General features: G+C 69.8%; 11 protein-coding genes. 7 read left to right on the top strand and 4 right to left on the bottom strand.

The genetic code is table 11. The features are described from left to right. Positions 1 to 3 precede the first annotated feature (3 nt). Together AB5L97_RS11135 and AB5L97_RS11130 are read right to left on the bottom strand one after the other, a co-directional pair. Complete coding sequence (locus AB5L97_RS11135; RefSeq protein ID WP_369044738.1) at positions 4 to 792, bottom strand: spermidine synthase; 789 nt, start codon at positions 790 to 792, stop codon at positions 4 to 6. Beyond that, positions 789 to 2,015: an aminotransferase class I/II-fold pyridoxal phosphate-dependent enzyme gene (locus tag AB5L97_RS11130; RefSeq protein WP_369044737.1), complete on the bottom strand. Its 1,227-nt coding sequence runs from the start codon at positions 2,013 to 2,015 to the stop codon at positions 789 to 791. The genes AB5L97_RS11135 and AB5L97_RS11130 overlap by 4 nt, the downstream gene beginning before the upstream one ends. A gap of 91 nt (positions 2,016 to 2,106) precedes the next feature. Between AB5L97_RS11130 and coaD the strand changes: the two genes are divergently transcribed. The 6 genes from coaD (at position 2,107) to smc (ending at position 8,958) form a co-directional block, all read left to right on the top strand. Further along, positions 2,107 to 2,589: a pantetheine-phosphate adenylyltransferase gene (gene coaD, locus AB5L97_RS11125; protein WP_307957535.1), complete on the top strand. Its 483-nt coding sequence runs from the start codon at positions 2,107 to 2,109 to the stop codon at positions 2,587 to 2,589. 182 nt (positions 2,590 to 2,771) lie between these two features. After that, the gene (locus AB5L97_RS11120; protein WP_307957642.1) at positions 2,772 to 3,302 is read left to right on the top strand and encodes a YceD family protein; all 531 of its coding nucleotides are present in this window, start codon (positions 2,772 to 2,774) and stop codon (positions 3,300 to 3,302) included. Positions 3,303 to 3,332: 30 nt separating this feature from the next. After that, on the top strand, positions 3,333 to 3,536 hold the full coding sequence (gene rpmF / locus AB5L97_RS11115) for a 50S ribosomal protein L32 (RefSeq protein ID WP_066498296.1): 204 nt from the start codon (positions 3,333 to 3,335) through the stop codon (positions 3,534 to 3,536). Positions 3,537 to 3,552: 16 nt separating this feature from the next. Beyond that, positions 3,553 to 4,254 carry a ribonuclease III gene (gene rnc, locus AB5L97_RS11110; RefSeq protein WP_369044736.1) on the top strand — a complete coding sequence of 234 codons (702 nt, stop codon included), beginning with the start codon at positions 3,553 to 3,555 and terminating at the stop codon, positions 4,252 to 4,254. Positions 4,255 to 4,256: 2 nt separating this feature from the next. Beyond that, positions 4,257 to 5,216 carry a bifunctional DNA-formamidopyrimidine glycosylase/DNA-(apurinic or apyrimidinic site) lyase gene (gene mutM, locus AB5L97_RS11105; protein WP_369044735.1) on the top strand — a complete coding sequence of 320 codons (960 nt, stop codon included), beginning with the start codon at positions 4,257 to 4,259 and terminating at the stop codon, positions 5,214 to 5,216. 79 nt (positions 5,217 to 5,295) lie between these two features. After that, the gene (gene smc, locus AB5L97_RS11100) at positions 5,296 to 8,958 is read left to right on the top strand and encodes a chromosome segregation protein SMC (protein ID WP_369044734.1); all 3,663 of its coding nucleotides are present in this window, start codon (positions 5,296 to 5,298) and stop codon (positions 8,956 to 8,958) included. Positions 8,959 to 8,973: 15 nt separating this feature from the next. On the opposite strand, the gene AB5L97_RS11095 is transcribed toward smc, so the two are convergent. Both AB5L97_RS11095 and AB5L97_RS11090 read right to left on the bottom strand, forming a co-directional pair. Then, positions 8,974 to 9,843 (bottom strand): enoyl-CoA hydratase/isomerase family protein, encoded by an 870-nt coding sequence (locus AB5L97_RS11095; RefSeq protein WP_369044733.1) that lies wholly within the window; start codon positions 9,841 to 9,843, stop codon positions 8,974 to 8,976. Next, complete coding sequence (locus AB5L97_RS11090) at positions 9,840 to 11,096, bottom strand: CaiB/BaiF CoA transferase family protein (protein WP_369044732.1); 1,257 nt, start codon at positions 11,094 to 11,096, stop codon at positions 9,840 to 9,842. The genes AB5L97_RS11095 and AB5L97_RS11090 overlap by 4 nt, the downstream gene beginning before the upstream one ends. Before the next feature lie 163 nt (positions 11,097 to 11,259). Between AB5L97_RS11090 and AB5L97_RS11085 the strand changes: the two genes are divergently transcribed. Continuing rightward, positions 11,260 to 12,198 carry a LysR family transcriptional regulator gene (locus tag AB5L97_RS11085; protein WP_369044731.1) on the top strand — a complete coding sequence of 313 codons (939 nt, stop codon included), beginning with the start codon at positions 11,260 to 11,262 and terminating at the stop codon, positions 12,196 to 12,198. The last annotated feature ends 47 nt before the right edge of the window (positions 12,199 to 12,245 follow it).

Here is a 12,245-nt window from a genome sequence, read left to right as displayed (position 1 = left end):
CGGTCATCCCGCGAGCGGATCGAGGTCGACGCCGCGCGCGAGCCGTGTCGGGTGGGGTCCGGCTGCGGGCAGGGCTGCCGTCCACTCCTCGGGCCAAGGTGCCCGGAGCCCGATCGCCACGATGTTCCCCGGGAACCGCGCCGTGAACATGTCCGGCTCGGCCAGCACTGCGACCTCGTCGAAGGCGGAGCGCATTGCGCGCAGCTGCGAGCGCACCAGAGTGAGCGGCGGATCGTCGCCGATGTTCACGAGGAGGGCACCGCGGGGCGAGAGGAGCCCCGCCGCTTCCCGATAGAAGTCCGGGTGCGCGATGTGCCCCGGTGCCTCCGGACCGGAGAAGATGTCCAACACGATCACTTCGAACGGCCCCTGCTCGGCGACGGCGGGGAGTTCCCAGCGGGCATCGCCGAGGTGAAGCGTCAGATCCGTTCCGGGCGCGAGAGGCAGCTGCTCGAGCACGAAGTCGAGGAGCTCGCGTTCGAGCTCGACGGCGGCCTGGACCGATCCGGGCCGGGTCGCCGCGATGTACCGCGCGAGAGTCAGTGCGCCGGCGCCGAGATGGAGCGCGCGGATGGGCGAGCCGGCGGGGGCGATGAGGTCGACGACGTTGGCGATGCGGCGCAGGTACGCATAGAAGACGCGGGCCGGATCGGCCAGGTCGACGTGGGACTGCTCGGCGCCGGCGATGGAGAGGACGTACGCTCCGGGAACGTGCACATCGGGCTCGACGCTCGCGTGGGCCCCGATGCCGCGGAGGTACCGGGTGGTCCGCGCGCCGTCGTGCGCGCTCACACGAGGTCCGTGAGACGTGCGAGCCGGTTGGCGGCTTCGGCCAGAAGAGGCTCCTTCTTGCAGAACGCGAAGCGCAGGAGCGAACGCGTCCGTCGGGCGCCGTCGGCATGGCAGAAGACGGAGACGGGGATACCCGCGACCCCGACGAGCTCGGGAAGCCGCCGAGCGAGGTCCGCGGCGTCGTCGAACCCGAGGGCCCTGGTGTCCGCTGTGATGAAGTAGGTGCCAGCGGGCGAGAACACCTCGAACCCGGCGGCGCGCAGGCCGTCCGAGAGGAGGTCCCGCTTCGCCTTGAGGGTGGTCGCAATGCCGCGGAAGAACTCGTCGGGGTAGCCGAGGCCGAGCGCCACCGCCTCCTGGAAGGGCGTGCCCGAGCTGTAGGTGAGGAACTGCTTGATGGTGCGGACGCGGCCCACGAGCTCCTCGGGGCCGGTGACCCACCCGATCTTCCAGCCCGTGAAGGAGAACGTCTTCCCCGCTGAGGAGATCGTCAGCGTGCGCTCGGCCGCACCCGGCAACGAGGCGACGGGAAGATGCGGTTCGCCGAACACGAGGTGCTCGTAGACTTCGTCGGTGACGACGACCGCGTCGTGCGCCGCGGCGAGCTCGACGATCCGGGACAGCACCTCCCGGCCGAACACCGCGCCCGTCGGGTTGTGCGGGTTGTTGACGACGACGAGGCGCGACTTCGCGCTGAACGCCGCCTCGAGTTCGACGAGATCGGGCTGGAACGTCGGTGCATGCAGGGGCACCGTGACGTGCTCCGCTCCCGCTAGCCCGATCATGGCGCCGTAGGAGTCGTAGAAAGGCTCGAACGTGATGACCTCGTCGCCGGGTCCCGCGAGCGCGAGGACGGCCGCGGCGATCCCCTCCGTGGCACCGGTGGTCACGATGACCTCGCGCCACGGGTCGACTTCGAGGCCGTAGAAGCGCTTCTGGTGGGCGGCGATGGCCTCCCTCAGGCGCGGGATGCCCTGACCCGGGGCGTACTGGTTCGCGCCGGCCAGGATCGCGGCGCGCGCGGCCTCCGCCATCTCGGCGGGGCCGTCCTCGTCGGGGAATCCCTGGCCGAGGTTGATCGCCCCATGCTTGACGGCGAGCGAGGTCATCTCCTCGAAGATCGTCAGGCCCAGCTTGCCGTCCGCGCCGAGGAGGTTCGCCCCGGCTGCCGTGCGCTGCCACGCGGATCCCCGCGGCCCGCGCCGCTGTGCATCAGGTGTCATCCCGCCATGCTATCGGCGCCCCGCGGCACGGCGCAGCGGCGCGGCACAGCAGCGCCGCATCGTGACATGCGCCATGCAGTATCTTGGCCGTATGCGACGCGCGGTATGCCCCGGCTCCTTCGATCCCATCCACAATGGGCATCTCGAGGTGATCGCGCGGGCCGCGAACCTCTTCGACGAAGTCATCGTGGCCGTGTCGACGAACTATGCCAAGAAGTACCGGTTCGACCTCGAGGAGCGGCTCACCATGGCCCGGCGCACGCTAGGAGCCATCAGCGGGATCCTCGTCGAGCCGATGGGGGACGGGCTGCTCGCGGAGTACTGCCGGGAGCGCGGGGCCAGCGCGATCGTCAAGGGGCTCCGGTCGTCGTCGGACTTCGACTACGAGCTGCCGATGGCGATCATGAACCGTCAGCTCACGGGCGTCGAGACGGTGTTCCTCGCCGCCGAGTCGCACTACGTCCACCTGTCCTCGACGCTTGTCAAAGAGGTCCACGACCTCGGAGGCGACGTCTCGGAGTACGTCCCGCGCTCGGTCTTCGTCCGGCTAGCCGAGACACGCCCCGAACGCTGACCTCGGAGCGTTGGGCACCGCGAACGGGTAGAATGGCCGGGCGCCGCCAGCAGGCCGCTGTCGGGTGAACGCTGTCCGCCGTGGCTGTGTGCCCGGTTTGGGGCCTGCCGCCGCAGAGGCTAGGATAGTGTGTCGGTCTATGTTCTACAGGAGTTCTCATTAAGCGCGAAGCACGTTCGCCTCTGGCGTTCGATGTCAAGGACCTCGGGCGCAGCCCGGGGACAATGCGGACCCTGACGGAGCATGTACCCGCACCGGGTGGCCTCGGTGTAGCACTCATCGGCGTCAGCGAAGGGTCCCCTGTGGATCTGGACCTGAGGTTCGAGTCGGTGCACGAGGGGATCCTGGTCTCGGGAACGGCGCACGTCACTGTGACGGGCGAATGCGGCCGCTGCCTGGATCCCATCGAGTACGGACTCGATGCCGAGGTGCAAGAGCTTTTCTTCTTCGAGGGCCTCGGGTCCCCGAATGGAGAAGATGATGAAGAGCAACGTCGAGTCGAGCACGATTCCATCGATCTTGAGCCGGTGTTGCGGGACGCAGTGGTACCGCTGCTGCCGTTCCAGCCGGTGTGCCGGGAAGACTGCGAAGGCCTGTGCTCCGAATGCGGAGTTCGCCTCGCGGACGAGCCGGGGCACCACCATGAGGTCGTCGACCCCCGGTGGGCCGCCTTGGCGGATCTGGCGAAGCCAGACCGGCACGACGATGAGTAAGTGTTGGCACTTTAGAGAAATGAGTTAGCCGTGGCTGTTCCCAAGCGGAAGATGTCTCGCTCGAATACCCGCGCCCGTCGCTCCCAGTGGAAGGCCTCGGTTCCGACCCTGGTCAAGACCGTCGAGAACGGCCGCGTGACGTACAGCCTCCCGCACCAGGCGAAGGTCGTCACCGACTCCGCCGGTACCGAGCTGTTCCTCGAGTACAAGGGCCGCAAGGTCGCCGACGTCTGAGTCGGTCGATTCTCGAATGGTCCCTCAGGACGAGCTTCTGGAGCGTCTCGGCGTCGACATCGACGCCGAGACGCTCCGTCTTGCCCTGACCCATCGTTCCTACGCCTACGAGAACGGCGGCATACCGACCAACGAGCGGCTCGAGTTCCTCGGTGACTCGGTCCTCGGCTTCTCGGTGACAGAACTGCTGTACCGGGAGTACCCCGGCCTCGCCGAAGGCGATCTCGCGAAGCGGCGCGCCGCCGTCGTGAGTACCCGTGCCCTCGCCGGGATTGCCCGCCGCCTCGGCGTGGGCGACTTCATCTTCCTCGGTCAGGGCGAGAAGGTGACGGGCGGCAAGAACAAGTCGTCCATCCTCGCGGACACGATGGAGGCGCTCATCGGCGCCACCTACATCTCCAGCGGGCTCGAAGCCGCCCGGCAGTTCGTCGTCGGCTTGGTCAAGCCTCTCCTCGCCGATGCAGCCGTGCTCGGCGCGGGCACCGACTGGAAGACCCACATCCAGGAGCTGGCCGCGAACCGACAGCTCGGCACCATCCACTATGCCGTGGTGGGCGAAGGCCCCGACCATGCCCGCACCTATACGGCCACGCTGCTCATCGGCGGAACGGCGTACGGCACCGGGACCGGCAACTCCAAGAAGGAAGCCGAGCAGCAGTCCGCGGCGAACGCGTGGAAGGTCCTCGGGCCTGACGCGACGCTCGCAGCCACTGAGTAGAGATGCCCGAGCTGCCCGAAGTCGAGGTCGTCCGCCGAGGCCTCGCCTCGTGGGTCGCCGGCCGGCGCATTGAGCGTGCCGACGTCGTGGATCCCCGCTCGGTGCGGCGGCATCGGCTCGGACCCGAGGACTTCTCCGGGCAGCTCGAGGGCGCCCTCGTCCTGGATGCCGTTCGCCGCGGAAAGTACCTGTGGATGCCGCTCGCGGACCCGGACGACGACCTCGCCGACCCCGGCTACGCCCCGCACACGGCACTCCTCGCGCATCTCGGCATGAGCGGCCAGCTCTTGGTCGAAGACTCCTCCCAGCCGGACGAGAAGCACCTCAAGGTGCGGCTGCGGCTCAGCGATTCCCCGGACCTGCCGGCGGAACTGCGCTTCGTGGACCAGCGGATCTTCGGCGGGCTCGCCGTCGTGCCGCTCGCCCCAACGCACGACGGCGGCGCGGGGGGCCGCGCGGAGATTCCCTTCCCGCTCGTCCCGGCAGAGGTCGCGCACATCGGCCGTGATCCCCTGGACCCCCTCTTCAATCCGGATGCCTTCCACACGAGCCTGCGGGCCAGGCGCACCGGAATCAAGCGGGCGCTCCTGGACCAGACGCTCGTGTCCGGGATCGGCAACATCTACGCCGACGAAGCCCTGTGGGGCGCCCGACTCCATTACGCCCGGCCGACCGAGACGCTGCGCCGTCCGGAGAGCGCGCGGCTTGTGTACGCCGTCCGTGATGTCATGGACCGCGCGCTGGCGGCCGGCGGCACGAGCTTCGACTCCCTGTACGTCAACGTCAACGGCGCCTCGGGGTACTTCTCGCGCTCGCTCGACGCCTACGGCCGTGTCGGGCTCCGGTGCCGACGGTGCGCGCAGGAGGGGCGGCCAGGCGTCATCGTGCGGGAACCGTTCATGAACCGATCCTCCTATCGGTGCACCGTGTGCCAGCCGGTTCCGCGCAACGCCCGCTGGTAGCACCAGTTCTGTCGGCCCTCAATGGCACAATGAGGCCACACGACGGGCTGCCCACAGAAATCAGGAGGCCAACAGACCTTTGCACCTCAAGACCCTGACGATCCGAGGCTTCAAGTCCTTCGCCTCTGCCACGACCTTCGAATTCGAACCTGGCGTGACGGCCGTTGTCGGCCCCAACGGTTCCGGGAAGTCGAACGTCGTGGATGCGCTCGCGTGGGTCATGGGGGAGCAGGGCGCCAAGACGCTGCGCGGCGGCAAGATGGAGGACGTCATCTTCGCCGGGACCTCGGGCCGCCCGCCCCTCGGCCGTGCGCACGTCTCGCTCACCATCGACAATGCCGACGGCGCGCTGCCCATTGAGTACGCCGAGGTCACGATCTCGCGCACGCTCTTCCGCTCGGGCGGCTCCGAGTACGCGATCAACGGCAGTCCGTGCCGTCTGCTTGACATCCAGGAGCTCCTGTCGGATTCGGGCCTGGGCCGCGAGATGCACGTGATCGTCGGTCAGGGGCAGCTTGACCGCGTCCTCCACGCGACTCCCGAGGACCGGCGTGGGTTCATCGAGGAGGCCGCCGGAATCCTCAAGCACCGCCGGCGCAAGGAGCGCACGGTCCGCAAGCTCGAGGCGATGCAGGCGAACCTTGCCCGGCTCAGCGATCTCACGGCCGAGCTCCGCCGGCAGCTGGGACCGCTCGGGCGGCAGGCACAGGTTGCACGCCGGGCCCAGACGATCCAAGCCGACGTCCGCGACGCCCGGGCGCGGCTTCTCGCGGACGACATCGCGGGCCTGCGCGCAGCCATGGAGAAGGAGGAGGCGGACCAGAGCGCCCTCGGTGCCCGCCGCGCCGCCGCACAAGGGGAGCTGGATGCGGGCCGAAGGGCCCAAGGAGAAGTCGAGCGGTCGGCTGCCGCAGCGACGCCGCACGTGAATGCTGCACGCGAGACCTGGTACAGGCTGTCCCAGGGACGCGAACGGCTCCGCGCGCTTGCGGCGCTCGCCGAGGAGCGGCGCAGGCTGCTCGGATCCTCGGATCCGCCCTCCCGCGGCCGCGATCCGGAGGCACTTGAGCAGCAGGCCGGCGACCTACGCCTCGAACTCGAGGCGGTCACCGATGCCGTGGAGCTGCGTGTCGAGGCACTGACAGAGGCCGAGGAGAGCCGCCTCGCAGCGGAAGAGGCCGCCACAGCCGAGGACCGCCGGCACACCGCGCTGCTTCGGGCGCAGGCGGACCATCGGGAAGGGCTCGCTCGGCTCGCAGGGCAGGTTGCGGCTGCGCGGAGCCGCGTGGAGTCGGCCGAGGGTGAGATCGGCCGACTGCGCGAAACCCTCGCCGGCGCGGCGGGGCGAGAGCGAGCCGCCAAGAGCGACTACGTGGCCCTCGAGTCGCAGATCGCCGGCGTCGAGGCAGGGGAGGAGGACCTCGACACCGCCTACGAGCAGGCGGCGGCGGAGCTGGCGGCCGCCGAAGCCGAGCGGGAGGGCCTGCTCGAGCGCCGTCGCCGGGCCTCAGCTCGGAAGCAGGCGCTCGAGGCGCGCATCGACGCATTGACCGCAGGGTTCAAGGATCGGGACGCCACGGGCACCGTTGCGGGCTCGGCCTCGGGTGTGCTCGGGAGGGTCGCAGACCTCGTGCGGGTCGCTGCGGGCTTCGAGGCCGCGGCGGCCGCCGTGCTCGGACCGTTTGCTGAGGGCCTCGCCTTGGTTGACGCTGAGGCCGCAGCGGAGGCACTGTCCGACCTCAAGACGGACGACGCCGGGCAGGCGGCACTGCTCGTTGGCGCACACGGGGCTGGTGCGCCTGCGTATCCGGAGGGGCAGATGAGGCGCCAGATCCATACCGGAGACGGCGAATCGGGCGCGAGATCCATACCCGAGACGGAGAAGTGGGTGAGGGTGGAACTGCCGGCGGGCGCACAATGGCTCGCGGACGTCGTCGAACCCGATCCACGCATCGCCGGTGCGGTTGCCCATGTGCTGCGCGGCGCCGCCGTCGTGCGGACGCTCGGCGAGGCGATCGCGCTGACGTCATCCTGCCCCGAGCTCACCGCCGCGACGCACGACGGCGATCTGGTCACCGCCGCGGGCCTGCGCGGGGGATCGCCGGGGGCGCCGTCGACGATCGAGCTGCAGGGGCTCGTCGACGCGGCCCGCGCCGAGCACGCGGCCGCCCAAGCGGAGAACGAGCGATGCGGTTTCGCTCTGGCGGGCGCGCAGGAGCGCGAGAATGAGGCCCGGGAGCGTGCGGACGCGGCGCTGGCAGCACTGAACGACTCTGACGCGCGCTTCGCGGCCGTCGCCGAGAAGCTCGCGGCTCTCGGGACGCAGCTGCGCAGCGCGTCGGCCGAAGAGCAGCGCCAGCGCGCCGCCCTCGACGCCGCGTGTGCGCAGCTCGAGGCCGAACAGGTGGCGCTCGAGGCTGTGGCCGAGCGGCTCGAGCTCGCCGAGGACGCCCCGGACGCCGAAGAACCTGACTCGGGTGACCGCGACCGGCTCCAGGCCCAGGCCGCCGGCGCGCGGGCGCGGGAGCTCGAGGCGCGGCTCGCCCTGCGCGCCGCGGAGGAACAGCACCGCTCGCTCGAGGGACGCGTGCAGTCCCTCGAGCGAGCAGCCCAGTCGGAGCGCCGGGCCGCCGAGGAGGCCCGCCGCCGGGCGGAGCGGCGCGCACGCGAGGCGGCCCGGGCGGCGTCCGTGGTCTCGGCGGCGAGGATCGGGCTGGCCCGCATGGACGAGGCCGTGGCCGCGGCCGATGCCGAGCGCGAGGAGGCCGAGGCGCGCCGGTCCGAGCTCGACGAGAGACTCGCTGTGCTGCGCCGCCGCAATGACGAGCTCGCCGGGGAACTCGGCCGCCTCAACGACGCGGCCCACCGGGATGATCTCGCCAGGGCCGAACAGCGGCTCCGGCTCGAGGCCCTCGCCGAGCGGGCCGTCGATGAACTCGGCCTTTCGGCCGACGATCTGGTGCGTGAGTTCGGCCCCGATCGCCCCGTTCCGGTCCCCGCCGAGGAAGGCGACGACAAGTGGGCCGCCCTGCGCGTCGCGGTCGACGACGACGGCCGTCCGCTCGAGGGCGGGATCACCTTTGTGCGGGCCGAGCAGGAGAAGCGGCTGCGGAAGGCGGAGCGGGACCTGGCCGCCCTCGGCAGGGTCAACCCGCTCGCCCTCGAGGAGTTCGCCGCCCTCGAGGAGCGGCATCGCTTCCTCGCCACCCAGCTCGATGACCTGCAGAAGAGCCGCAAGGACCTGCTGCAGATCATCGCCGAGGTCGACGAGAGGGTCCAGAAGGTCTTCGCCGAGGCGTACACGGACACGGCCGTCCAGTTCGAGCGTGTGTTCGGCCGGCTCTTCCCGGGCGGGGAGGGGCGGCTGGTCCTGACGGATCCCGACGACCTGCTCACCACTGGCCTCGAGGTAGAGGCACGCCCGGCCGGAAAGAAGATCAAACGACTCTCCCTCCTCTCCGGCGGCGAGCGATCGCTCACGGCCGTCGCCTTGCTGGTGGCGATCTTCAAGGCCCGACCCTCGCCGTTCTACGTCATGGACGAGGTCGAGGCGGCCCTCGACGACACGAACCTGGGACGCCTCATCATGATCTTCGAGGAACTGCGCGAATCGAGCCAGCTCATCGTGGTCACCCACCAGAAGCGCACCATGGAGGTCGCGGACGCGCTCTACGGCGTCTCGATGCGCGGCGACGGAGTCTCGACGGTGATCAGCCAGAAGCTCGAGCGCGTCGAGGCGTGAGCGAGTCGGGTCAGGCTAGATCTGGGCCGCGCTGCTCCATGGCCCTCGCCACGCGAACGCCGGCCGTTCCTTGGCCAGGAAGGCGCGGACGCCGATGGCCGCGTCGGGGCTGTGTGCCATCTCGCGCTGCCAGTAGGAGCTGAGCTCCGCGAGGCCGTGGGAGCCTGCCGCGATCTCGTCGATGAGCGACTTATGCGCCCAGGCTGAGAACTGCGAGCCATCCGCGAGCCGGTGTGCGAGTCCGTCGACCTCGTGTCGGAGTGTCGCCCGTGGCACGGTGGCGCTCAGGAGACCGGCACGCTGTGCTTCGGGCGCAGTGATGAGGTCGCCCGTGAGGAGAAGGCGCTTCGCAGTCGCCGGACCCACTAGCCGCACGAGGCGCGCGATTCCCGAGAGCGGGTAGACGATGCCCAGTCGTGCGGGGGTAATGCCGATCATGGCGTCCTCAGTGGCGACGCGGAGGTCGCACGCACCCGCGAGTTCCCACCCGCCGCCGACGCAGTGGCCGTCAATCGCGGCGATGGTCGGCTTCCTGAAGCCTGCGAGGGCCTCTTCGGCGACAGTGAGGTCGCCGCCCTCGCTGGTCTCCGAGTCTCCGCGGAGGATGGCCTCGACCTCGCGGATGTCGGCACCTGCCGAGAACGTCCCGCCTGCCCCCTGAACGATGAGGACCTTGATGTCTGGATCGCGCTCAAGCCCTGCTAGGGCTGGCGCGAAGCTTTGCCACATGTGGCGCGAGAGAGCGTTGCGGCGCCCCGGATTGTCGATCACGAGCCGGGCAATCGGTCCTTCCCGCTCGATCCTGAGCCGCCCCGGACCTTGGCCCTGCTCGCGGGCCGAAGGCGTGTTGACGGCGTCGATGTGCCTCAGGACTTCGGCCTTCATGCGACTGCCTGCTCTCGCCCGTCGGCTGTGAGGATGACGCCGGCGTCGATCAGCGCCGTCACGCGTCGCGGGGGGAGCCCGAGCTCCTCGAGGACATCCCTCGTATGTTCGCCGAGGGCCGGGGGAGCCTTCCGCACCGCGAGCGGCGAGCGGTCGAGCGAGAGCGGCCCGCGTAGGAGCGGAAGATGCGAGCCGTCCGCGCGACGGACCGACGTGACCATTGCGAGGTGCTTGACCTGCTCGTCGGCGAAGGCCTGGGCGTAGGTGTAGATGGGGCCGGTGGGGATCGAGGCTTCTCGCAGGACGGCGAGCCAATGGTTCCCAGGCTGTGCGCGGAGCTTCTCTTCGAGGGCGACTGAGAGACTTGACCTGTTCTGGCTCCGCAGCGCCCCGGTGCAATAGGCGGGATCGGAGGCGAGCTCGGGTGCCCCGACCAGTGAGCACAGCTGCTCCCACTGGCGTTCGGTCCCCACCGCCACGATGATCGGCAGGTCTGCCGTCTGGAAGACGCCATAAGGCGCGAGAACGGGGTGACTGTTGCCCTGGGGCTCGGGCACGGTGCCGGCGCTGAGGTAGGCCTGGCCTTGGAAGGCCGAGAGGGACAGGGCGGATTCCAGGAGGGACGTGGAGACCTCGCGCCCGCCGCACGAGCGTTCACGGCCGCAGAGCGCGGCAGCGACGCCGAGGGCGAGATAGATCCCGGAGACCATGTCGATGATGGGAACGCCCACGCGCAGGGGATGCTCAGCGTCCTCGCCCGTGACAGACATGAGCCCCGACATTCCCTGGGCCACCTGGTCGAGGCCTGCCGACTGGCTGAGCGGACCCGTCGCGCCGAATCCGCTCACCGACGCGATGATGATCCCCGGCTTGGCCTGGCGGAGCGCGTCCGGGTCGAGTCCCATGCTGCTCAGGACGCCCGGCCGGAAGTTCTCGACGACCACGTCGGAGCTCATCGCAAGGTCCCAGACGATCGTTCGGCCTTCGTCGGTGTAGAGGTCGACGGCGACCGACTGCTTGCTCCGGTTTGCAGAATCGAAGTAGAGGCTGTGCTCGCCTTCGAAGGGCGGCCACGAACGGCTTGAGTCGCCCCCTCGGGAGCTCTCGACCTTGATGATCTCGGCGCCGAGATCCCCGAGCAGCGCAGTCGCCCAAGGACCAGCAAGGGCGCGGCTGAGGTCGAGGATCCGAATGCCGTCCAGAGGCAGTGCCTTCCCGGCGTGGACCGAGTCTGGCCGTGGTGTGTGGTTCATCGTGAGGACTCCTTGGGATGCGGTGCTGCGTGCATCTGGCGCTGGGATCCCAGGGCGTCCAGCCCCGGGCCCTTCCACGATCACAGCCTTGATACAGTGCAGGCAAGAACAGATAGGGCAGAATGCATGTGCATGAGTGCACATCAATGGGCAGGGAGGGCCGATGGTCGAGTTCAAGGGGCTGCCGAGTCCGGATGATCTGCTCATCCTCCTCACGGTGGCGCGGCTCGGGCGCTTCACGGCTGTCGCAGAGGCGCTCGAGACCACGCACACGACGGTCTCTCGGCGGATCGCCGCGCTCGACAGGAGGCTCGGCGGGCGGACGCTCGCCCGGACACCCCATGGGTGGGAGCTGACCGAACTAGGACGGCGTGCGGTTGCAGCCGCTGAGGGCATCGAATCGAGCCTCGGCGACCTCTCCGCGAGCATGGCGAATAAGGACGAGTCCCTCACCGGCCACGTGAGGGTCGGCGCGTCGGATGCGTTCGGTGCGCTGATCGTGGCCCCAGCCCTCGCGCGGTTGCAGGAGGAGCATCGGCTCCTGCGCCTGGAGCTCGTGACGGCGACCAGGCGTCTGAGCCAGAACCGCTCGGGCTTCGATCTCGAGATCGTCCCGGGCACGGCGGAGGCGCCCCGCGTCCAGGCCGTCGTCGTGACAGACCACGTACGTCGGCTGTACGCAGGCAGGGGATACGTGCGCAGGCGCGGCATGCCGCACTCCCTTGAGGAGCTCACCGGCCACGCGTTCGTGGGGTACGCCGAATCGGCGCTCCAAGTCGCTGAACTCGCCTACGGCCGGCAGAGCATCACCGATGAGCCGGCTGCCTTCCAGGCGACGAGCATCTTCCCCCAGGCCGAGGCCGTCCGTGCGAACGCCGGAATCGGGCTTCTCCCCGAGTACGTGGTCCGGGGCCACAGCGACTTCGTGCCCGTGCTCCACCATGAGTTCGAGCGCCACGTCCGCTTCTGGGCGGCTGCACGATCGGAGTCGATGCGCTCGCCCGCCGTCCGTGCGGTGGTCTCGTACCTCCTTGAGGAGGCCCAGCGCCGCCGGCACCAGCTTCTTCCTCCTCCGAGGATCTGGGACGAGGAGGAGGCATAACCGCGTCGGCACGCAGCTGCGCGGCCGGGAGTGGTCCCGGCCGCGCA

Origin of the sequence: Sinomonas sp. P10A9 (assembly GCF_041022165.1) — a bacterium.
Taxonomy (GTDB): Bacteria; Actinomycetota; Actinomycetes; order Actinomycetales; family Micrococcaceae; genus Sinomonas; species Sinomonas puerhi.
Note: the sequence above shows the minus strand (reverse complement) of the source record. Positions and strands in the feature narration are given on the sequence as shown.

What these genes read in the sequence shown, in the direction of transcription:
- AB5L97_RS11130 (WP_369044737.1), bottom strand. Translation starts at nt 2,015, where the DNA reads ATGACACCTGATGCACAGCGGCGCGGGCCGCGGGGATCCGCGTGGCAG.
- coaD (WP_307957535.1), top strand. Translation starts at nt 2,107, where the DNA reads ATGCGACGCGCGGTATGCCCCGGCTCCTTCGATCCCATCCACAATGGG.
- rnc (WP_369044736.1), top strand. Translation starts at nt 3,553, where the DNA reads ATGGTCCCTCAGGACGAGCTTCTGGAGCGTCTCGGCGTCGACATCGAC.
- mutM (WP_369044735.1), top strand. Translation starts at nt 4,257, where the DNA reads ATGCCCGAGCTGCCCGAAGTCGAGGTCGTCCGCCGAGGCCTCGCCTCG.
- AB5L97_RS11095 (WP_369044733.1), bottom strand. Translation starts at nt 9,843, where the DNA reads ATGAAGGCCGAAGTCCTGAGGCACATCGACGCCGTCAACACGCCTTCG.
- AB5L97_RS11090 (WP_369044732.1), bottom strand. Translation starts at nt 11,096, where the DNA reads ATGAACCACACACCACGGCCAGACTCGGTCCACGCCGGGAAGGCACTG.
- AB5L97_RS11085 (WP_369044731.1), top strand. Translation starts at nt 11,260, where the DNA reads ATGGTCGAGTTCAAGGGGCTGCCGAGTCCGGATGATCTGCTCATCCTC.